The 20270-nt window shown below is 70.7% G+C and carries 18 protein-coding genes; 5 read left to right on the top strand and 13 right to left on the bottom strand.

Annotation, left to right across the window (positions count from 1 at the left end; all coding sequences use genetic code 11):
* Window positions 1-118 precede the first annotated feature (118 nt).
* Window positions 119-766: a bifunctional DNA primase/polymerase gene (locus tag BG418_RS20015; RefSeq protein WP_188275297.1), complete on the top strand. Its 648-nt coding sequence runs from the start codon at window positions 119-121 to the stop codon at window positions 764-766.
* Between the two features lie 158 nt (window positions 767-924).
* Here BG418_RS20015 and ftsY read toward each other — a convergent pair whose 3' ends face one another.
* Window positions 925-2139 (bottom strand): signal recognition particle-docking protein FtsY, encoded by a 1215-nt coding sequence (gene ftsY / locus BG418_RS20010; protein WP_188275296.1) that lies wholly within the window; start codon window positions 2137-2139, stop codon window positions 925-927.
* A gap of 188 nt (window positions 2140-2327) precedes the next feature.
* Between ftsY and BG418_RS20005 the strand changes: the two genes are divergently transcribed.
* Window positions 2328-3785 carry a cytosine permease gene (locus BG418_RS20005; protein WP_188275295.1) on the top strand — a complete coding sequence of 486 codons (1458 nt, stop codon included), beginning with the start codon at window positions 2328-2330 and terminating at the stop codon, window positions 3783-3785.
* Between the two features lie 58 nt (window positions 3786-3843).
* The gene (locus BG418_RS20000) at window positions 3844-4815 is read left to right on the top strand and encodes an LLM class flavin-dependent oxidoreductase (protein ID WP_188275294.1); all 972 of its coding nucleotides are present in this window, start codon (window positions 3844-3846) and stop codon (window positions 4813-4815) included.
* Between the two features lie 42 nt (window positions 4816-4857).
* Here the strand turns inward: BG418_RS20000 and BG418_RS19995 are convergent, their stop codons facing one another.
* The 4 genes from BG418_RS19995 to BG418_RS19980 form a co-directional block, all read right to left on the bottom strand.
* Window positions 4858-6276 carry a sugar porter family MFS transporter gene (locus tag BG418_RS19995; protein WP_188275293.1) on the bottom strand — a complete coding sequence of 473 codons (1419 nt, stop codon included), beginning with the start codon at window positions 6274-6276 and terminating at the stop codon, window positions 4858-4860.
* A gap of 219 nt (window positions 6277-6495) precedes the next feature.
* Window positions 6496-10053, bottom strand: a complete 3558-nt coding sequence (smc, locus tag BG418_RS19990) for a chromosome segregation protein SMC (protein ID WP_188275292.1) — start codon at window positions 10051-10053, stop codon at window positions 6496-6498.
* Window positions 10054-10304: 251 nt separating this feature from the next.
* Window positions 10305-10523, bottom strand: coding sequence for a hypothetical protein (locus BG418_RS19985; protein WP_188275291.1), 219 nt, complete (start codon window positions 10521-10523; stop codon window positions 10305-10307).
* Between the two features lie 381 nt (window positions 10524-10904).
* Complete coding sequence (locus BG418_RS19980) at window positions 10905-11186, bottom strand: acylphosphatase (RefSeq protein WP_188275290.1); 282 nt, start codon at window positions 11184-11186, stop codon at window positions 10905-10907.
* Between the two features lie 178 nt (window positions 11187-11364).
* On the opposite strand from BG418_RS19980, the gene BG418_RS19975 reads away from it, so the two are divergent.
* Both BG418_RS19975 and BG418_RS19970 read left to right on the top strand, forming a co-directional pair.
* Window positions 11365-12258 (top strand): CAP domain-containing protein, encoded by an 894-nt coding sequence (locus BG418_RS19975; protein ID WP_188275289.1) that lies wholly within the window; start codon window positions 11365-11367, stop codon window positions 12256-12258.
* A gap of 65 nt (window positions 12259-12323) precedes the next feature.
* The gene (locus BG418_RS19970) at window positions 12324-12731 is read left to right on the top strand and encodes a helix-turn-helix domain-containing protein (RefSeq protein WP_188275288.1); all 408 of its coding nucleotides are present in this window, start codon (window positions 12324-12326) and stop codon (window positions 12729-12731) included.
* On the opposite strand, the gene mutM is transcribed toward BG418_RS19970, so the two are convergent.
* From mutM to recG, 8 genes are all read right to left on the bottom strand, one after another.
* Window positions 12704-13564 (bottom strand): bifunctional DNA-formamidopyrimidine glycosylase/DNA-(apurinic or apyrimidinic site) lyase, encoded by an 861-nt coding sequence (gene mutM, locus BG418_RS19965; protein WP_188275287.1) that lies wholly within the window; start codon window positions 13562-13564, stop codon window positions 12704-12706. The two genes, BG418_RS19970 and mutM, sit on opposite strands and share 28 nt — an antisense overlap.
* A 206-nt stretch (window positions 13565-13770) precedes the next feature.
* The gene (gene rnc, locus BG418_RS19960) at window positions 13771-14604 is read right to left on the bottom strand and encodes a ribonuclease III (protein ID WP_188275286.1); all 834 of its coding nucleotides are present in this window, start codon (window positions 14602-14604) and stop codon (window positions 13771-13773) included.
* Window positions 14605-14623: 19 nt separating this feature from the next.
* Window positions 14624-14797, bottom strand: a complete 174-nt coding sequence (gene rpmF, locus BG418_RS19955) for a 50S ribosomal protein L32 (protein WP_026165248.1) — start codon at window positions 14795-14797, stop codon at window positions 14624-14626.
* 2 nt (window positions 14798-14799) lie between these two features.
* Window positions 14800-15438, bottom strand: coding sequence for a DUF177 domain-containing protein (locus BG418_RS19950; protein ID WP_188275349.1), 639 nt, complete (start codon window positions 15436-15438; stop codon window positions 14800-14802).
* A 253-nt stretch (window positions 15439-15691) separates the two neighbouring features.
* Complete coding sequence (locus BG418_RS19945; protein WP_188275285.1) at window positions 15692-16783, bottom strand: ATP synthase F0 subunit B; 1092 nt, start codon at window positions 16781-16783, stop codon at window positions 15692-15694.
* Between the two features lie 96 nt (window positions 16784-16879).
* A complete protein-coding gene (gene coaD, locus BG418_RS19940; protein WP_188275348.1) occupies window positions 16880-17362 on the bottom strand; it encodes a pantetheine-phosphate adenylyltransferase in 483 nt (160 codons plus the stop codon).
* Window positions 17363-17382: 20 nt separating this feature from the next.
* Window positions 17383-17967: a 16S rRNA (guanine(966)-N(2))-methyltransferase RsmD gene (gene rsmD / locus BG418_RS19935; RefSeq protein WP_188275284.1), complete on the bottom strand. Its 585-nt coding sequence runs from the start codon at window positions 17965-17967 to the stop codon at window positions 17383-17385.
* An 82-nt stretch (window positions 17968-18049) separates the two neighbouring features.
* Window positions 18050-20248: an ATP-dependent DNA helicase RecG gene (gene recG, locus BG418_RS19930; protein ID WP_188275283.1), complete on the bottom strand. Its 2199-nt coding sequence runs from the start codon at window positions 20246-20248 to the stop codon at window positions 18050-18052.
* Between the last annotated feature and the right edge of the window lie 22 nt (window positions 20249-20270).

Here is a 20270-nt window from a genome sequence, read left to right as displayed (position 1 = left end):
GGGGCGCGCGGACCGGTTCACACCACCCTTCCCTCCGCCGCAAGCCGCCGGGTATGCAATGCGTAACGAGGAAACTCCGGTTCGTAACCACCGCAGAGTCAGATCCGTTGGAGGGGGCATGGGCTTCACGATCGGCGGCAGCCGGGGGATCCGCGAAATCCGGCCCGGCCCGCGGCGGCGCGGCCGCGCGACCGAGGTCACCGCGGTGGCCGAGTACACGGGACTGTGGGGCTGGGACGTCGCCCCCGGGGCCCGGGAGCTGTCCGGCGAGTGCTCCTGCGGCGCCCCGGCGTGCCCGGAGCCGGGCGCCCATCCGCTGGGCTTCGCCCCGGAGGTCCCGGCGGGCGCGACCCTGGACGAGGTCTGCAAGGCGTGGGCCGAGTGCCCGGGGGCCACGGTGCTGCTGCCGGTGGGGCGCACCTTCGACATCCTGGACGTGGCCGCCCCGGCGGGTCGGCGCGCGCTGGTGCGCCTGGAGCGGATGGGGCTGCCGCTGGGCCCGGTCTCCACCACCCCGGCGGGCCGTACGCACTTCTTCGTCGCCCCGGGAGCGGCGGCCCAACTCCCGCGCCTGCTCTACCGGATGGGCTGGGACGACGCCGACCTGGACCTGGTCTGCCCGGGGCCGGGCACGTATGTCCCGGCGCCCCCGTCGGCCGACGTGCGCTGGCTGCGCCCGCCGTCCCTGGACACCGCCATCCGCCCCCCGGAGGCCCGGCTACTGCTCGGCACGTTGGCGTACATCTGCCATCGCGCGCCGTCGTGACATGACGGTGCCCCGCCTCCATCTGCACGATGGAGCGGGGCACTTGCCACGCGTACGGGCGTTACCTGCGCAACACCCAAGCCCTGTAAGGGGCGCGGGGAACTGCGCGACCAGCCCAGCACGGTCCGCAGTCGAAAAACCCGCCTCCCCGCGGAGCGCTAGTCGCCGATGAGCGCGTCCACGAAGGCGCCCGGCTCGAACGGCGCCAGATCGTCCGCGCCTTCGCCGAGCCCGATCAGCTTGACCGGGACGCCCAGCTCGCGCTGGACGGCGATGACGATGCCGCCCTTGGCGGTGCCGTCGAGCTTGGTGAGGACGATGCCGGTGATGTCGACGACCTCGGCGAACACCCGGGCCTGGACCAGGCCGTTCTGGCCGGTGGTGGCGTCGAGGACCAGCAGGATCTCGTCCAGCGGGCCGTGCTTCTCCACGACGCGCTTGACCTTGCCGAGCTCGTCCATGAGCCCGGTCTTGGTGTGCAGCCGGCCCGCGGTGTCGATGAGGACGACGTCCGCGCTCTCGGCGATGCCCTCCTTGACCGCGTCGAAGGCGATCGACGCCGGGTCGCCGCCCTCGGGGCCGCGCACGGTGCGGGCACCGACGCGCTCGCCCCAGGTCTGTAGCTGGTCGGCGGCGGCCGCGCGGAAGGTGTCCGCCGCACCCAGGACGACCGACTTGCCGTCGGCGACGAGCACGCGCGCGAGCTTGCCGGTGGTGGTGGTCTTGCCGGTGCCGTTGACGCCGACGACCATCACGACGCCGGGGCTCTCCAGGCCGCCCTCGGTCTTGACCGCGCGGTCGAAGTCCGGGCCGAGGAGCGCGATGAGCTCCTCGCGCAGCAGGGCGCGCAGCTCGGCCGGGGTGCGGGTGCCGAGCACGCGGACGCGCTCGCGCAGCCGCTCGACCAGTTCCTGGGTGGGGGCGACGCCGACGTCGGCGGTGAGGAGGGTGTCCTCGATCTCCTCCCAGGTGTCCTCGTCGAGGTTGTCCCGGGACAGGAGCGTGAGCAGCCCCTTGCCCAGCGAGTTCTGCGAGCGGGCGAGCCGGGCGCGCAGCCGCACGAGGCGGCCGGCCGTCGGCTCGGGCACCTCGATCTCGGGCGCGGCGGGCGCCTCGGGAAGCGCCTCCTCGACCACCACGGGGCTCGCCGGGGCCTCGGGGAGGGCGACCTCCTCGATGGTGCGGCGTTGCTCCTCGGCGGTCTCCGCGGCTTCTTCGCCGACGTGAGGCTCGGCGGGCGGGGCAGTGATGGTCGGCGTGGACGACGGGGCCGAGGGCGGCAGCTGCTTCTTCTTGCGGCTGCTGACCACGAGCCCGCTGATCGCGCCGACCGCGACCAGGGCGATGACTACGGCAAGGATGACGAATTCCATAACCTCCCCAGTATCAGTCATGGGCCGCCGACGGGCCCCGCTCGTGTCTTCCGCCGAAGATCAAAGGGAATTATGGGGCAATCGTCGTATTAAGTTACGATGGAAGAGGTGACGTCAACGCGCGTAGAGTCCCCCGAGATGACCCCCACCGGCTCCCGCCAGAGCCGAGCGAGAGGCAACCGCACCTCATGAGCACCACTTCCCAGTCCGAAGGCGCACTGGAAACCCGTGGCCTTGAGCCCGTCCCCGACAGCGAGCGCACCGCCAGAACCCGGGACCTCTTCCCGACCTGGGTCGCCGCGAACATCAGCGTGCTGCTGCTCACGATGGGCGCCAGCCTCGTCGTGACGTACAAGCTGAACTTCTGGCAGGCGATCGTCGTCGCGATCGCGGCGCCGCTCGTCAGCTACGGCCTCGTCGGGCTCATATCCATCGCCGGCAAGCGCGGTGGCGCGCCCGGTATGGCGCTGTCGCGCGCGGTCTTCGGACAGCGCGGCAACCTGCTGCCCGGCGCCCTGATCTGGGTCGCCCGCTGGGGCTGGGAGACGATCAACGCGGTCACCGGCGCCTACGCGATGCTGACCGTCCTGGACATCGTGTTCGGCATCAAGAGCAACACGTTCCTGATCATCGTGACGCTGCTGCTCTTCGTGGTGACGACCTTCGCGATCTCCGGGCTCGGCATCAACGTCGTACAGAAGTGCAACAAGTACGCGACCTACCTGTTCGGTGCGTTCTCCGTGCTCGTGCTCGCGTATCTCGCCGTGAACACCGACTGGAGCGCGGTCTTCGACCGCCCGGCGGGCAAGATGTCGCTGATGGTCGCCGGTACCGGTCTGATCGCCGCCGGTGGTGTCAGCTGGATCCCGTCCGCCCCGGACTTCACCCGCTATCTGCCGCGTACGGCCTCCTCCAAGGCCATGGTCGCGAGCTCGGTCGGCGGCGCCGGGATCGTCGTGCTGCCGATGGTCCTGATGGGCGCGGTCATGGCCGTCTCCACGCCGGACCTGGCCTCGGCCGCGGACCCGGTCTCCTTCCTCGGCGAGATCCTGCCGATGTGGATCGCGGTGCCGTATCTGCTGATCGCCCTGGTCGGCATGGTGCTGATCAACTCGATGTCGATGTACTCGGCCGGTTTCACCGCGCAGACCCTCGGCTTCAAGATCCCGCGCCACTGGGCGGTCTCGGTCAACGCGGTGATCTCGCTGGTCTTCGGCGGCATCCTGATGCTGGTCGCCAAGAGCTTCATGGGCTCCTTCATCGCCTTCCTCTCGCTGCTCGCCGTCGCGTTCTCGGCCTGGGTCGGCGTCTTCGGCGCGGACATGCTGCGGCGCACCGAGTACGACGCGAAGGCGCTGCTCGACACCACGCCCACCAGCGCCTACTGGTACAAGGGCGGCTTCTCCCCCGCCGCCGTCGCCTCCTGGGCGCTCGGTCTGCTGGCGGGTCTGATGTTCACCACCTCGGACTGGTTCACCGGCCCGCTCTCCTCGAACAACCCGATCGGCGAGTACGGCCTGGGCTGGGTGGCCACCATCGTGGTCTCCGCCCTGCTGTACATGGTCCTGCCGAAGCCCGCCGTGTACGCCCCGGCGAAGGCCGAGGCGGCGGAAGCGGCCGAGGAGCGCGCGCCTCTGGCTGTCTGACGCGTCGTCAGCTACCGTCCCCCTGCACCGAACCCAGCCCGGTGGAGGGGGACTTGCCATGCCGTTCACGGTCGTCCGGATGAACCTGGTGGCCCCGCACGAGCCGCCCGAGTCCCGCTCGGCCCGCTACCGGGCCGCCGTGGAGATGGCCGCGTACGCGGACGAGCACGGCGTCGACACCGTCCAGACCGAGGAGCACCACGGCACCGGCAACGGCTGGCTGCCCTCGCCGTTCACCTTCGCGGGCGCGGTCCTGGGCGCCACGCACCGGATCGCGGTCACGGTCTCCGCGATCATCGGGCCTCTGTACGACCCGCTGCGCCTCGCCGAGGACATCGCCGTACTCGATCTGCTGAGCGGCGGGCGCCTGGTGACGGTGGCGGGGATCGGCTACCGGCCCGAGGAGTACGAGCGGGCGGGCGTCGAGTGGAGCAGGCGCGGCGCGCTCCAGGACCGGCTCCTGGACACCCTGTTGAAGGCGTGGACGGGCGAGCCGTTCGAGCACGAGGGCCGCACGGTACGGGTCACCCCGCGTCCGTTCACCCAGCCGCACCCCATGCTGCTCGTCGGCGGCTCGTCCAGGGCGGCGGCGCGGCGGGCGGCCCGGCTCGGTCTGCCGTTCTTCCCGAGCGCGCATCTGCCGGAGCTGGAGGCGTACTACCGCGAGCAGTTGGCGGCGCACGGCACCGAGGGCTGGACGATGATGCCCGGCGAACACACGCCGCTGCTGCACCTCAGCGAGGACCCCGACCGCACCTGGGCGAAGTACGGCGAGCACTTCCTGCACGAGGCACGGACGTACGCGTCCTGGCAGTCCAAGGACATCCGCTCGGCGGTGCGTTCGGCGGCCGGCACGGTCGAGGAGCTGCGCGCCGAGGGCGTCTACCGGGTGCTGACCCCGGACGAGTGCGCGTCCCTGGGCGCCGACAGCCTGGTCCTGCATCCGCTGTGCGGCGGGATGCCGCCGGAGGAGGGCTGGCGCAGTCTGCGTCTGTTCACCGACGACGTACTGCCCCGGCTCAAGGGCTGAGCCGGGGCAGTACGTGGTTCGAGGAGAGAGGGGCAGCGGGGATTAGCCCATCTCCTCCAACGCCTTGCCCTTGGTCTCCTTCACGTACTTCAGTACGAAGGGGATCGAGAGGGCGGCGAAGATCGTGTAGATCACGTAGGTCGCGGACAGGTTCCAGTCGGCCAGCGACGGGAAGCTCGCGGTGATGGCCCAGTTGGCGATCCACTGCGCGGAGGCGGCGACGCCGAGGGCGGCGGCACGGATCCTGTTCGGGAACATCTCGCCGAGGAAGACCCACACCACGACACCCCAGGACAGGGCGAAGAAGAGCACGAAGACATGGGCGGCGATCAGGGCGACCCAGCCCTGGGTGCCCGGCAGCTTGCCGTCGACGAGGTCGTACGAGAACGCCCAGGCCTCCAGGGCGAGACCAATCGCCATACCGACGGAGCCGATGAGCGCCAGCGGGCGGCGGCCGATCCGGTCGACGAAGATCATCGCGATCACGGTGCCGATGATGTTGATGATCGACGTGGTGAACGAGTAGAAGAACGACTGCGAGGGGTCGACGCCGACCGACTGCCACAGCGTCGAGGAGTAGTAGAACGCGACGTTGATGCCGACGAACTGCTGGAAGACCGAGAGGCCGATGCCGACCCAGACGATCGGCTTGAAGAAGAAGCCGCCGCCGAGCAGGTCCTTGAAGGTCGACTTGTGCTCGCTCTTCATGGCGTGCTCGATCTCGGCGACCCGGGCGTCCAGGTCGATGTCGTCGCCCTCGACCTCCTTGAGCACCTCACGGGCGCGCGCGTCGCGGCCCGCGGAGATGAGGAAGCGCGGCGACTCGGGGATCGCGAAGGAGAGCAGACCGTAGAGGACGGCCGGGATGACCATCACGCCGAGCATGACCTGCCAGGCCTCGATGCCCATCAGCTTGCCGCGCTGGTCGCCGCCCGCGGCGTTGAGGATGCCCCAGTTGACCAGCTGCGAGATCGCGATGCCGATGACGATGGCGGCCTGCTGGAAGGAGCCCAGGCGCCCGCGGTACGCGGCGGGAGCGACCTCGGCGATGTAGGCGGGGCCGATCACCGACGCCATGCCGATGGCGAAGCCGCCGATGATGCGCCAGAACGCCAGGTCCCACAGGGCGAACGGCAGCGCCGAGCCGACGGCGCTGATCGTGAACAGCACGGACGCGATCTGCATACAGCGGATGCGGCCGATGCGGTCGGCGATGCGGCCCGCCGTCGCGGCGCCGACGGCGCAGCCGATCAGGGCGATCGCGATGACCTGGGCGAGGGCCGCGGACCCGATGTCGTAACGGCCCCGGATGGCCTCGACGGCGCCGTTGATCACGGCACTGTCGTAGCCGAACAGGAAACCGCCCATGGCGGCGGCGGCCGCGATGAAGATGACATGGCCGAGGTGCTCGGGGTGTGCCGTGCGGGCTCCCGAGGCCGGTGGGCGCGTAGTGCTGGTCACGTGTACTCCTGGGGCCGCCCGGCAGCGTCGCCGGGCGTTGGGGGCACTTCAAGTGGCGCACAACTTCGGGTCACCCACCACTTGAAGGTAAAAGCAACGTTGCAGAGACTATGCCTTCAAGTTTCGAAGTCAATAGTGGGTGAGGTGTGACTTCGAACGAAGTTTTTGGGCATGATGCTTCAAGTCTTGAAAAGATCTTGATAGGTGATCTTGAGGGCCTCAGCGAAGGCGCTGACTGATGACCTTGGAGACGCCGTCGCCCTGCATCGACACGCCGTACAGCGCGTCCGCGACCTCCATCGTCCGCTTCTGGTGCGTGATCACGATCAGCTGCGAGGACTCCTGGAGCTCCTGCATGATCCGGATCAGCCGCTGGAGGTTGGTGTCGTCGAGGGCCGCCTCGACCTCGTCCATCACATAGAACGGGCTCGGCCGCGCCTTGAAGATGGAGACGAGCAGCGCCACGGCCGTCAGGGAGCGCTCGCCGCCCGAGAGCAGCGACAGGCGCTTGACCTTCTTGCCGGGCGGGCGCGCCTCGACGTCCACGCCGGTGGCCAGCATGTTGTCCGGGTCGGTCAGGATCAGCCGCCCCTCGCCGCCCGGGAACAGGCGCGCGAAGACGCCCTCGAACTCCCGGGCCGTGTCCCGGTACGCCTCGGTGAAGACCTGCTCCACGCGTTCGTCCACCTCCTTCACCACCTGAAGAAGGTCGGCGCGCGTCTTCTTCAGGTCCGCCAGCTGCTCGGAGAGGAACTGATGCCGCTCCTCCAGCGCCGCGAACTCCTCAAGGGCGAGCGGGTTGACCTTCCCCAGCTGCTGATACGCCCGTTCGGCTGACTTGAGCCGCTTCTCCTGGTCGGCCCGGTCGAAGGGCCGGGGCCGGTTGCGCGGGTGGTCCGGGTCGTCGGGCAGCTCCTCTCCTTCGGCGGGCGGCGACGGAGGCACCGGCTGGTCGGGCCCGTACTCGGCGACGAGCCCGGCCGGCTCGACCCCCAGCTCCTCCAGCGCCTTGGTCTCCAGTTGCTCGATCCGCATCCGCTTCTCGGCGCCGAGTACCTCGCCGCGATGAACCGAATCCGTCAACTTGTCGAGCTCGCCCTTGAGGTCGCGGCCCGTGGCCCGGGCGCCCGCCAGATCCTGCTCGCGGGCGGCCTTCGCGGCCTCGGCGGCGGCCCGCTCCCGCTCGGCCCGTACGACGGAGACCTCGACGTGGCCGAGCAGGGTGCGCGCGCCCGCCGCCACGGCTCCGGCGACCTCCGCCTCGTGGCGCAGCCGGGCGCGCCGCTCCTCGGCCCGGGCGCGCGCCTCGCGCTCGGCGCGTGCGCCCCGGTCGAGCGCGTCGGCCCGCCCGGCCAGCCCCTTGACCCGCTCCTCGTGCGTACGCAGCTGGAGGCGCGCCTCCATCTCGGTCTGGCGCGCGTTGGCCCCGTCGGCGGCGAGCCGGTCCCGTACGGAGGTGTCGGGCTCCTCCTCTACGGGCATCTCCTCGGCGACGAGCAGCCGCTCGGCGAGCTCCTCGGCCTCCTCGGTCGCCTTCTCCAGCGCTTCCTGGGCGCGGGCGGCCGCTGCGGCGGTGCGCTCGGCCTCGCCCGCCGCGCCGCGCGCCTGTCCGGCGAGCCGCCCCAGCTGCTGGGCGACGGATGCCTTCTCCTTCTCGGCGGCCCGGCGCCGCTCCCCCAGCTCCTCGACGCGCGCCGCACAGTGCGTGCGCACCTCCTTCGCCGACTGCTCGGCGCCTGCCAACTCCTCGCACTGCACAGCCAGTTCGGCGAGTTCCCTGGCCGCCTCGTCGACGGACGCCTGTACTTCGAGCAGGCTCGGCGCCCCGGCGGACCCGCCCTGTGCGAAGTGCGCCCCGAGCAGATCGCCCTCGGCGGTGACGGCGGTGAGCCCCGGCTGCGCGTAGACGAGGTCCTCGGCGTCCTCCAGCGTGCCGACGACCACGACGCCGCGCAGCAGTCTGCGCACGGCGGGCAGCAACTCCTCGGGCCCCCGTACGAGATCGGCCGCCAACGGCGGACCTCCCGGCCGTACGGGAACGGGCTCCTCCGCCCCGGGCAGCCCGCCCACCAGGAGCGCGGCCCGCCCGGCGTCCTGCTTGCGCAGCAGGCGAATCGCTTCGGCGGCGGTGGCGGGCCCCGACACCGCGAGCGCGTCGGCGGCAGCGCCCAGGGCCGCCGCGACCGCGACCTCATGGCCGGGCGCGACGGTGAGCAGCGCGGCGGCGGGCCCGAGCAGCCCGGTCAGCGAGTCCTTCGCGGCGAGCAGCGCGCCCGTGCCGTCCTTGCGGCGCAGGCCGAGGGCGAGCGCGTCGTGGCGGGCGGCCACGGCGGCACGTTTCCTCTCGGCGGCCGTGACCGCCTCGCGGGCGGCGCCCAGGGCCGCCTCGGCGTCCGCGAGCTCGCGCTTGGCGCCGTCGTGCGCCTCGGCCAGCTCGTGGTCGTCCGCGTCCAGGCCGTCCACCTCGGCCTTCAGCGTCTCGTACTCCTCCTGGGCCAGCGCCGCCCGCTCGCCCGCCTCGTCGCGCGCCGCCGCCAGCCGGTCGATCTCCGCCTGCGCCGAACCCGCCCTGCTCCGCGCCGCGTTGACCTGTCCGTGCAGCCGGGCCAGCCCCTCGCGCCGGTCGGCGATGGCCCGGGCCACATCCTTCAAACGCCGTTCCTCCAGCGCGAGTTCCCGCTCCAGGTCGGCGCGGTGGGACGCGGTGTCCTCCAGGGCCCGGTCGGCCGCCTCGCGGGCCGCCTCCAGCTCCGCCTCCTGCTCGCGGATCCGGGCGGCCTCGCGCTCCATGTCCTCCGGGTCGCGGCCCCTGCGCTCCTCGGGCGGCTGGGCGGTGGCGCTCTTCACGCGCGCGTCGGCGAGCGAGACGGTGCCGCGCACCCTCTCGGCCAGCCGGGAGAGCTCGTACCAGGTCTGCTGGGCGTTCTGCAGCCGGGGCGCGAGGCGGCGGACCTCGTCCTCCAGCTCCGCCTCGCGCGCGAGGGCGGCCTTCAGCTCGGCCTCGGCGCTCTCCTTGCGCCGCTTGAGCTCCGCCTCGTCCTCGATCTCACCGCGCAGCGCCTCCCGCATCCGTACCAGGTCGTCGGCGAGCAACCGCAGCCGGGCGTCGCGCAGATCGGCCTGGATGACGGCGGCCCGGCGGGCGACGGCCGCCTGCCGGCCGAGCGGCTTGAGCTGGCGGCGCAGCTCCTCCGTGAGGTCCTGCACGCGCGCGAGGTTGGCCTGCATCGCGTCCAGCTTGCGCAGCGCCTTCTCCTTGCGCTTGCGGTGCTTGAGGACGCCCGCGGCCTCCTCGATGAACGCGCGGCGGCCCATCGGGTCGGCGTGCAGCACGGAGTCGAGCTGGCCCTGCCCGACGATGACGTGCATCTCGCGCCCGATGCCGGAGTCGGAGAGCAGCTCCTGGATGTCGAGCAGGCGGCACGTGTCACCGTTGATCTGGTACTCGCTGCTGCCGCCCCGGAACATGATCCGGGTGATGGTGACTTCGGCGTACTCGATGGGCAGCGCGCCGTCGGAGTTGTCGATGGTGAGGGAGACCTCGGCGCGGCCCAGCGGCGGGCGGCCGGTCGTCCCGGCGAAGATGACGTCCTCCATCTTGCCGCCGCGCAGCGACTTGGCGCCCTGCTCGCCCATGACCCACGACAACGCGTCCACCACATTGGACTTGCCGGAGCCGTTCGGTCCCACGACACAGGTGATGCCCGGTTCGAACTTCAGTGTCGTCGCGGAAGCGAAGGATTTGAACCCGCGCAGGGTCAGGGCCTTGAGGTGCACGCCGTCGGACTCTACTCTCCGCCCACAGCGAAGCACCGGGAAGGCGCGGTCGCGGCGGTTTCACCACCGGGAACCAGGGGCAGATCAGACGTGAACAGATCAACCGTGGTCTGCGCGCGCGAGCGTGCGTCACCGACGAGCAGCGCCTGGCAACGGCGAGCGACAAGAAAGAAGGGACGCCAAAGCGTCCCTTGCATATCTATCTTGGGAGAGTGTTCCTCACCCTGCGGGCCTTCGGGGTACGGCCCGGATCAGGTGAGCGCAGGCTCCGCCTGGGGTACGTCGATGTCGATGCCTTCGAGCAGCGAGTCTCCGTGGTGCGAAGCAACGGCAGCGGACAGCGCGTCCTTCTCGGACTGGATCCGTACGAGCTCGGACTCAAGGTCCTGGACACGCTGCTGGAGCCGTCGCATCTCGGCGAGGAGTCGCGGGTCGGAACCGCCGACGTAACCGAGAAGCGCCTTTGCCATGATGGATGGTCCTCCACACTGAGTGACCGACCGAAGCGGTGTGGGTCGTGAGGGAATCGCACCCGCGGTGCTTGGACTTGACGGGGTTCTTCATGCCAAACAGCTAAGGTGCGCGGGGCTTCCAGCGTCTCACCAAAAAGTTTGACGGTCAACACGATCACGCCCCGTATCGGCGGGCATTCCGGGGGCCGTTCGGCCCGGAAGCACTCGGGCGCGGCCTCTCCTCGGAGCCCTGGGGGCGTGGAGATCATCCTTACGTCCGCAGCCTTGCACGCCTGAACCGGAATGGCAACAACGAAGTCGTACGAGGTCAGGGGCGTGCGGACGGAACGGACTCGCGAGTAGCGGCGCCGGGGGCCCGCCGGTCGCGGCGGGCGCGCCCTAGCGGATCGCGAAGGTGTCGTAGCCGCCGCGCGGCGCGTCCCAGATCTCGGTGACGCCCGTGACCTCGCCGGGTGTGTCGTCGCCGCGAAGCCACTGAAGCAAACGGTGGCAATTCTCACGTGGACCCTCGGCCACCACCTGCACCCGGCCGTCGTCGAGATTGAGCGCGAATCCGACGAGGTCGCCGATCTCCAAAGCGTTTGCCCTGGTGAACCAGCGGAAGCCCACTCCCTGTACTCGGCCGCGTACCCACGCGACGAGCCGTGCATCTTCGTTCATGGCTGCACGCTAACCGGCCAATTGCACACGGAGCACTTCGCCCTCCTGCGTCATGGCGTACAGTCCCGACGCAATGAGCCTCACCCGTTCGGACTAGACCCAGTCGCCCCCGAAGGCGACCGGGCGCCGGGGGCTCAGGCACCGGAACAGCACTGCAGCCATGAGGGAAGGTCCGCAGATGGGACGCCATCGTCGCTCCGCCCCCGCGCCCGCCGCCGAAGACCACGCGCAGGGCACGGGAAGTACGCCCCAGGGTGCCGCGCGCCGCAAGAAGCGGCCCGTGGTGCCCGTGCGCACCGGCCTGCTCGGCGCGTCCGCAGCCGTCGCCGTGGGCGCCGTCGCCATAGCCTCGGGGCTGCTGCCGGGCGGCTCCACCTTCGCACTGAACGGTGGCAGCAGCGCCGACAAGCACGTCCAGGCGGACGGCACGTCCGATCTGCGCCAGCAGGGCGGCGAGGCGGTGAAGCCGACCAGCGCGGCCCCCTCGGCGACGCCGGCCACCACCTCGCCGAGCACCCACGCGCCCCTCACCTCCCCCTCGGCCTCAGCGCCCAGCAAGACGCCGTCGGCCTCCGCGACCCCGTCGGAGCAGAAGTCGACGGCTCCGGTCGCGCCGAAGACCGAGGCCCCTCTCACGCACGCGCCGAAGGTCACGGTGCTGCCCGAGCAGCGGCAGGCCAAGGCGCCGACCGCCGAGGCCGCAGCGGCCGCCACGGTCGTCTCGCTCGTCAACCAGCAGCGCGCGCAGGCCGGCTGTTCCCCGCTGAAGGCCGACGGCTCGCTCGCCGCCCTGGCCACCGCGTTCAGCGACGACATGGCGGCGCGCGGCTTCTTCGACCACACCGACCCGGACGGCAAAAGCCCCTGGGACCGCGCCGCGAAGGCGGGCATCGGCAACCTGGGCGGCGAGAACATCGCGCGCGGCCAGGCGGACGCCAAGGCGGTCATGGAGGCGTGGATGAACAGCCCCGGCCACCGCGCGAACATCCTGAACTGCGACTACAAGACGCTGGGCGTCGGAGTGCACTTCGGCGAGGGCGGCCCGTGGTGGACGCAGGACTTCGGTTTCTGAGCCGCCCGCACCCCTGATGCAGCGCTAACTTCTGGTTAGCGCTGTGTCGGAGTACGGTGGTGTTCATGGAAGAGACCGCCACCGAGACCGTCACCGCGCCCGCAGACCTGCCCTTCGACGTGTTCTCCAAGGCGTGCCCGTCCCGGGGCACACTGGAGCACGTCACCGGGCGCTGGGGCAGTCTCACGCTGGGCGCGCTGTACGAGGGCGGCTTCCGCTTCAACGAGCTGCGGCGCCGGGTCGACGGCGTCAGCGAGAAGATGCTCTCCCAGACACTGCACGCCTTGGAGCGCGACGGGCTCGTCCACCGCGACGCCCGGCCGACCAATCCGCCGCGCGTCGACTACAGCCTGACCCCGCTCGGCCGAGAGGTCGCCGAACGGCTCGTCGGCCTGATCCACTTCATGGAGGACCGGATGCCCACGGTCCTTGCGGCGCGCGAGAGTTACGACACGGCGCGCGGCGCCCGCTGACAGCGCGGGCAGAAGTAACTGGAGCGGTTCATCCACGGGCGCCGGCGCATCGGGGTACCGCACCGGTGGCACGGTTCGCCCTCGCGCCCGTACGCGTCGAGTGACCGGTCGAAGTACCCCGACTCCCCGTTCACATTCACGTAGAGGCTGTCGAAGCTGGTGCCGCCGACGGCGAGCGCCGCGTTCATCACGTCCCGTACGTGGCCGAGGAGTTCGGCGGACTTGGGGCGTGTGAGGGTCGAAGTGGGGCGCTCGTAGTGCAACTTGGCGCGCCACAGCGCCTCGTCGGCGTAGATGTTGCCGACGCCGCTGATGAGGGACTGGTCGAGCAGCGCGCGCTTGACCGTCGTGCGCCGCAGACGCAGCGCGGTGAAGAGGGCGTCGTCGTCGAAGACTTCGTCGAGCGGGTCGCGCGCGATGTGCGCGATGACGTCGGGCAGGCCGTCGGGGGTGTTGTCGTGCAGCGACAGCCCGCCGAAGGTGCGCTGGTCGACGAAGCGCAGCTCGGTTCCGGCGGCGTCCTGGAACCGGACGCGGATCCGCAGATGCTTCTCGTCGGGCGCGCTCTCGGGCTGTACGAGCAGCTGCCCGCTCATGCCGAGGTGCCCGAGCACGGACTGGTCGGTGTCGTCGAGCGGCAGCCACAGATACTTGCCGCGCCGGCGCGCGACGCCGATGCGGTGGCCCTTGAGGCGGGCCGCGAAGTCCTCCCCGCCGGCGAGGTGGCGGCGCACGGCCCGGGGGTGCAGCACGTCGACGCCCGCGACGGTCCGCCCGGCGACCCAGCGCTCAAGTCCCCTGCGCACGACTTCGACCTCGGGCAACTCGGGCACGGGGTCCTCCGGAGGGGGCGGATTTGCGGGTTGCTGGAAGGGTATCCCGCTCCTCATCCGGGACTACGCCCTGGCCCCCTGTTCGTCTGCGGACCGTGGTCCGCTGTGCCCACCCGTTCCGCCCCAGCGGAACGACTGCCCACAGCGGGGGGCGCAAAAAAACCCGCCCGCACGAAGCTCGTGCGGGCGGGGCTGAAGAAAACGGTTCAGGCAGCCGGGTCGGCGGCGGGGGTCGGCGTCCCGCCGTCCTGCTCGGTGGCGGGGGCCTCGGCCTCCGCCTTCGCCTTCGCGATCCGCTCGTCGGCGGACGCACGAATCGCGAGCCAAGCCGATTCGGCGGCCTGCTGCTCCGCTTCCTTCTTGCTGCGGCCGGTGCCGGTGCCGTACGAGACACCACCGACGCGGGCGGCAGCAGTAAAGGTCTTCTCGTGGTCGGGACCCGTCTCGGAGACCAGGTACTCCGGAACACCGAGGCCTTCGGCCGCGGTCAGCTCCTGGAGACTGGTCTTCCAGTCCAGTCCGGCCCCGAGGTTCGAGGACTTCTCGATCAGGGGGTCGAAGAGCCGGTGGACGAGCTCGGAAGCCGCCTCCAGGCCCTGGTCCAGATACACCGCGCCGATCACCGCTTCAAGGGTGTCGGCGAGGATGGACGCCTTGTCCCGGCCGCCCGTGCCCTCTTCGCCCCGGCCGAGCCGGATGAAGGAGCCGAGGTCGAGCCCGCGGCCCACCTGCGCCAGCGCACGAGAGTTGACCACCGCGGCCCGGAGTTTGGCCAACTGGCCTTCCGGGAGGTCCGGGTGGGTGCGGTACAGCGTGTCCGTGACGACCAGACCGAGCACCGAGTCCCCGAGGAACTCGAGCCGTTCGTTGGTCGGCAGACCGCCGTTCTCGTACGCGTACGACCGGTGGGTCAGTGCACGCACCAGAAGGGCGGACTCAAGGTGATACCCGAGCCGCCCTTCCAGAAGCGTGTGGGACGAGGCCGAGTTGTTGTCGCTGGTGCCCGCCTTCTTGGCGCCGGCATTCGACAGATCAGACATCGGGCCTCTCACCAGCCGCTCAGACCTCGAGGACCTGGCGCTTGTTGTAGGTGCCGCAGCTCGGGCACGCGATGTGCTGCTGCTTCGGCTCCTGGCAACGCTCGCACGAAACCAGGGTGGGGACCGCAGCCTTCCACTGCGACCGGCGGTGGCGCGTGTTGCTGCGCGACATCTTCCGCTTCGGAACAGCCACGGCTACTTCTCCTGCTTCTCGTCGACGCCCGAATCGGCGCCGCTCATGTTGTCCTTCTCGCCGTCCTGGATGGTCCCGGCGAGTCCTTGCAGTGCCGCCCAACGGATGTCGACGGCGTCATGGTGGTGGTCGGGGTCGTCCTCAAGCCTGAATCCACAGGTGGAACACAGGCCGAGACACGTCTCCCGGCACACCGGCTGCATCGGCAGTGCGAGCACCACCGCATCACGCAGCACCGGCTCGAGGTCGAAGAGTCCGTCCTCAAGCGGGATGATGTCCTCGTCCTCGGCGTCGTCGGCCGGCTCCGCCTGCTTGCTGCGGCCCCGGTCGTCGGCGTCAGGGTACGAGAACAACTCCTGGAAGTCCGCGTCGAGCGCAAGCTCCAGCGGCTCCAGACACCTTACGCACTCACCCTCGGCCGATGCACGGGCGGTGCCTGTGACAAGCACCCCTTCCATGACCGACTCCAGGCGGAGCTCGATTTCCACGGGCGCGCCCTCGGGCACTCCCACGACGTCCTGGATCCCGAGATCCTTGGGCGCCTCGACCGTGCGGGAGATCCGCTGCAGGGCACCAGGACGCCGACCCAGCTCGTGTGTGTCGAACACGAGAGGGTTGCGGTGGTCAAGGTGCGTGCTCAGGGTTCTTCCCGCTTTCGGATCGTGGAGGGTGGCCGCCGGGCGTCGCCGTGGGGTGCGGCGCTGCGCGGGCAGCGGTGATCACGGACGTACGCGCGACCGAAGAGCCAGGATACTGGACGGCCGCCGATTGGCCCAATCCACCCCGGCGCTTCAGGGGCGCGCCGAGCGGATGCAGGTGCGGTACCCGTACCTACCTAGGGGCGCGGGGAACTGCGCGACCAGCCACAGACGGCCCGCACCCGAAGATCCGCGCCTACCGGCCCTGCTCGTACTGCCGCAACTGCTCAAGGTCGATCATGCTCGTATCAAAGAGGCTGGTCTCATCCAGCGCACCCTGCTGCGGATGCGCGGGCTGCGGGATGTGGGCCTGCCCCTGGACCTGCCCGTACGCCTGCTGCTCATACCCGTACGGATCCTGCTGCGGCACCTGCTGGTCGTAGCCGTACTGCCCGTACTGCTGATGGGTCTGCGCCGCGTACGGCGTGGCGTACCCGGCCGACCCGTCACCCGCGACGGCGTACGGATCCTGCTGGGGCTGCGCCTGCCCGTAGCCGTACGGGTCGTACACCTGCGCGGGCACCTGGACCTGGGGCGCGGCGGCCTGCGGCGTGGGGTCGGCCAGCTCGGCGAGCCCCGCCAGATAGTCCGCGTCACTGGTGTGCCGGCCAAGGGCGCCCGCGGCGTCCTGCGCGGCCATGTGCGCGCCCAGCTCGTCGGAGGCGATCCGGCCGTGCAGCGTCTCGCGGCCCCGCCCGACCGCCTCCAGCGTCTTGGCGAGCACGGCCTCGAACGCGCCGAGCTTGGCGTCGACGTACTCGTCGGCCCGCGCGATGAGCGTCTGCGGGTCCGCGCTGTACTCGGGGGCGTCCGCGTCCGCCTGTCCCTGCTCGTCGAGGCCGGGACCCCGGCCGAGCAGCTTCTCGCGGCCGCGGTCGACCGAGCCGATGGTCTTGGTGAGGACCACTTCGAAGTTGGCCAGCTTGGAGTCGACGTAGTTGTCGGCCTCGGCGCGGATCTCGTCGGCCTCGCGCTTGGCCTCGGCGAGGATCCGGTCGGCCTCGTCCTGGGACTGCCGGGCGACGGCCGTGTCAGAGATCAGCGTGCCGCGCTGGGCGTGCGCGGACTCGATGATCCGCTCGGCCTCCTGGCGGGCCTGCTCGACCATCTGCTCGCGGCCGCCGATCAGCTCCTGGGCCTGCGCGAGCGAGCCGGGCAGGGCCTGGCGCACCTCTTCGAGGAGCGCGAGCAGCTCGGCGCGGTTGACCACGCACGAGGCCGACATCGGCATGGAGCGGGCGCCGGAGACGGCACCGACGATCTCGTCCAGCTTCTTCTGCACGTCCACCGTGTGCTCGCCACTCTCTACGACTGGTTGGGAGACGGACGGGACGACTGTAAGGCCAGTCGGACCCCGCCCGACACCAGCTGACGGGCAGTCAGTTCAGCGCTGCTCGGCGATCTTCGCGACCAGCGCTTCCTGGACGGTCGCGGGCAGCAGGTGCGAGACGTCGCCGCCCCACGCCGCGACCTCCTTGACCAGCGACGACGACAGGAAGCTGTACGTCGGGTTGGTCGGCACGAACAGGGTCTCGACGCCCGAGAGCCCGTTGTTCATCTGGGCCATCTGGAGCTCGTAGTCGAAGTCGCTGACCGCGCGGAGCCCCTTCACGATGGCCGGGATGTCCCGCTGCTTGCAGAAGTCGACGAGAAGGCCGTGGAAGGACTCGACCTCGACGTTCCCGTAGTCGGCGGTGACCTCGCGGAGCAGGTCGAGCCGCTCCTCGACGGTGAACAGGCCCTTCTTGGCCTGGTTGATCATCACGACGACATGCACCACGTCGTACAGCCTGGAGGCGCGGGCAATGATGTCGAGGTGTCCATTGGTGACGGGGTCGTACGACCCTGGACAAACGGCTCGGCGCAACTGAAGTCCCTCGCTCCCGGTCATGGTGCGTCTTCGCACGTAGAGGCGGCGCGACCGTACCAAAGCGTGCCCTCGCCGTAACGACGGGCCCGCAGCGGCTCGAACCCCTGCGGCCAGCCGAATTCCCCGCCTCTGGTGCTGCGCTCCACGGTGACCAGGCACTCCTCCGCGAGCCAGCCCTCAGTGGCGAGTGTGAGCAGGATCTCGCGAAGATCATCATCTGTCACGGCGTACGGCGGATCGAGAAAGACCACGTCATACGGGGTTTCGGGGGCCGGTCCCGCGACGATCTGTTCCGCTTTTCCGTTACGTACCTCGGCGCCCGGAAGGCCCAGTACGCGCACGTTCTCGCGGACGGTCTTCACGGCCCGGGCGTCCGTCTCCACGAGCAGGGCGTGCGAGGCTCCCCGGGACAGCGCCTCCAGGCCCACCGCGCCCGACCCGGCGTACAGATCGGCGACCCGGATGCCCTCCAGGGTGCCGAGCAGGGCCTCCCAGGTGGAGAAGAGGCCCTCGCGCGCCCGGTCGGAGGTGGGGCGGGTGCCGTTGCCCGGCGGTACGGCCAGGCGGCGTCCGCCGGCCCGGCCGGCGATCACGCGGGTCATCTGAGTCCTTGTCGGTGTACGTACGTCACTGGTGTCCCCCAGTTTCTCAGAACCCGGCGCGGACGCCGCCCGCGCGCCCCTGTCACCCCTTGTCCAGGTACTGCTCACGGTCCTTGTCGAGGAGCGCGTCCAGCGCGGTGCGCAGCGCGGGCAGCTGCTCCAGGTCCGGGTCCTGGCTCACCACCGCCACCGCCTCCTCCCGGGCCGCGGCGATGACCTCCTCGTCCTCGATGACCGCGAGCATCCGCAGCGAGGAGCGCACGCCCGACTGGGCCTGGCCCAGCACATCGCCCTCGCGGCGCTGTTCGAGGTCGATCCGGGAGAGCTCGAAGCCGTCGAGCGTGGCGGCCACCGCGCCGAGCCGGGCCCTGGCGGCGCTCGCCTCCGGCATCTCGCTGACCAGCAGACACAGTCCCGGGGCCGAGCCGCGCCCGACCCGGCCGCGCAGCTGGTGCAGCTGTGAGACACCGAACCGGTCCGCGTCCATGATCACCATCGCGGTGGCGTTGGGGACGTTGACGCCGACCTCGATGACGGTCGTGGCGACCAGCACGTCGACCTCGCCGGCGGCGAACCGGCGCATCACGGCGTCCTTGTCGTCCGGCTGCATCCGACCGTGCAGCACCTCGATGCGCAGGCCCTGGAGCGGGCCCTTGGTGAGCTGGTCGGCGATGTCGAGCACGGCGAGCGGCGGCCGCTTCTCGGCCTCGTCCTCGGCGGACTTCTTCTTGCCCGCCTTCTTCTCGTCCTCATCGTCACCGATGCGCGGACACACCACGTACGCCTGGTGGCCCTTGCCGACCTCCTCGCGCACCCGCTCCCAGGCGCGGGCCAGGAAGTGCGGCTTGTCCTGGGCGGGGACGACATGGCTGGCGATCGGCGAGCGCCCGGCGGGCAGTTGGTCCAGGACCGACGTCTCCAGGTCGCCGAAGACGGTCATGGCGACCGTGCGCGGGATCGGCGTCGCCGTCATGACCAGCAGGTGCGGCGGCTGCTTGCCCTTGCCGCGCAGGGCGTCGCGCTGCTCGACGCCGAACCGGTGCTGCTCGTCGACCACGACCAGGCCCAGATCGTGGAACTGCACCTTGTCCTCGATCAACGCGTGCGTGCCGATCACGATCCCGGCCTCGCCGGTGACCAGGTCGAGCAGCGCCTGACGGCGGGCGGGCATGCCCATGGAGCCGGTGAGCAGCACGACCTTGGTGCCCAGGTCCGAGCCGCCGAGCATGCCGCCCTCGGCGAGCTCGCCCATCATCTCGGTGATGGAGCGGTGGTGCTGCTGGGCGAGGACCTCGGTGGGGGCGAGCATCGCGGCCTGGCCCCCGGAGTCGACCACGGCGAGCATCGCGCGCAGGGCGACCATGGTCTTGCCCGAACCGACCTCGCCCTGGAGCAGGCGGTGCATGGGGTGCTCGGTCGCCAGGTCGTCGAAGATCTCCTTCGAGACGTTGCGCTGGCCGTCGGTGAGGGTGAACGGCAGCTTGGCGTCGAAGGCGTCGAGCAGGCCGCCGGGCGCGGGTCGCCGTGCAACGGCCGGGAGTTGGGCGTCCGCGTACCGGCGCCGGGCCAGCGCCACCTGGAGGACGAACGCCTCGTCCCACTTCAGCCGCTGCCGCGCGTCCTCGACGTCGTCCTTGCTGTGCGGGCGGTGGACCTTGAGCAGCGCCTCGGGCAGCGGCACGAAGCCCCGGCCCTCGCGCAGGGATCCGGGCAGCGGGTCGACGGCCTCCTGGGCGCTGGGCAGCACCGCGTCGACCGCCTTGGCGATCTTCCAGGACTCAAGTCCCTTGCAGGCGGGGTAGATCGGGATCAGCGCGCCCGCCCACGAGTCGACCGTCTCGCCGTCCTCGTCGCCGTCGGCGCCCAGCTTCGCGTACGTGGGATGGGCCAGCTGGAGACGGCGGTTGAACATCGACACCTTGCCCGCGAACATCGCGCGGCTGCCGGGCAGCAGCTCCTTGTGCGGCTTGTGGATACCGCGCCCGAAGAACACCAGCTGGAGGCGGCCGCTGCCGTCCGTGATGGTGATCTCCAGACGCTGGCCGCGGCCGCCGTTGAACGTGTGCACGCGGGCGTCGGCGACCTGCGCGACCACCGTGACGTCCTCGTCGAGGGGCAGCTCGGCGAGCTTGGTCAGCTGGCCGCGCTCCTCGTACCGCCGGGGGTAGTGGTGGAGGAGGTCGCCGACCGTGTGCAGGTCGAGCTGCTCGGCCATCACCTTCGCGGTGGGTCCGCCGAGCAGCTTCTTCAGAGGTTCATCGAGCGCAGGCACGCGATCCATTGCACACCACACCACCGACATC

The organism is Streptomyces sp. CBMA152 (assembly GCF_014596475.1).
Lineage (GTDB): Bacteria > Actinomycetota > Actinomycetes > Streptomycetales > Streptomycetaceae > Streptomyces.
The sequence above is the reverse complement of the archived record's forward strand: the minus strand, read 5'-3'. Positions and strand labels throughout refer to the sequence as shown.

Coding starts and splice junctions, on each gene's coding strand:
- BG418_RS20000 (WP_188275294.1), top strand. CDS start 3,844: ATGCCGTTCACGGTCGTCCGGATGAACCTGGTGGCCCCGCACGAGCCG.
- BG418_RS19975 (WP_188275289.1), top strand. CDS start 11,365: ATGGGACGCCATCGTCGCTCCGCCCCCGCGCCCGCCGCCGAAGACCAC.
- ftsY (WP_188275296.1), bottom strand. CDS start 2,139: ATGGAATTCGTCATCCTTGCCGTAGTCATCGCCCTGGTCGCGGTCGGC.
- BG418_RS20015 (WP_188275297.1), top strand. CDS start 119: ATGGGCTTCACGATCGGCGGCAGCCGGGGGATCCGCGAAATCCGGCCC.
- rnc (WP_188275286.1), bottom strand. CDS start 14,604: ATGTCTGATCTGTCGAATGCCGGCGCCAAGAAGGCGGGCACCAGCGAC.
- BG418_RS19970 (WP_188275288.1), top strand. CDS start 12,324: ATGGAAGAGACCGCCACCGAGACCGTCACCGCGCCCGCAGACCTGCCC.
- BG418_RS19980 (WP_188275290.1), bottom strand. CDS start 11,186: ATGAACGAAGATGCACGGCTCGTCGCGTGGGTACGCGGCCGAGTACAG.
- rsmD (WP_188275284.1), bottom strand. CDS start 17,967: ATGACCCGCGTGATCGCCGGCCGGGCCGGCGGACGCCGCCTGGCCGTA.
- BG418_RS20005 (WP_188275295.1), top strand. CDS start 2,328: ATGAGCACCACTTCCCAGTCCGAAGGCGCACTGGAAACCCGTGGCCTT.
- recG (WP_188275283.1), bottom strand. CDS start 20,248: ATGGATCGCGTGCCTGCGCTCGATGAACCTCTGAAGAAGCTGCTCGGC.
- BG418_RS19985 (WP_188275291.1), bottom strand. CDS start 10,523: ATGGCAAAGGCGCTTCTCGGTTACGTCGGCGGTTCCGACCCGCGACTC.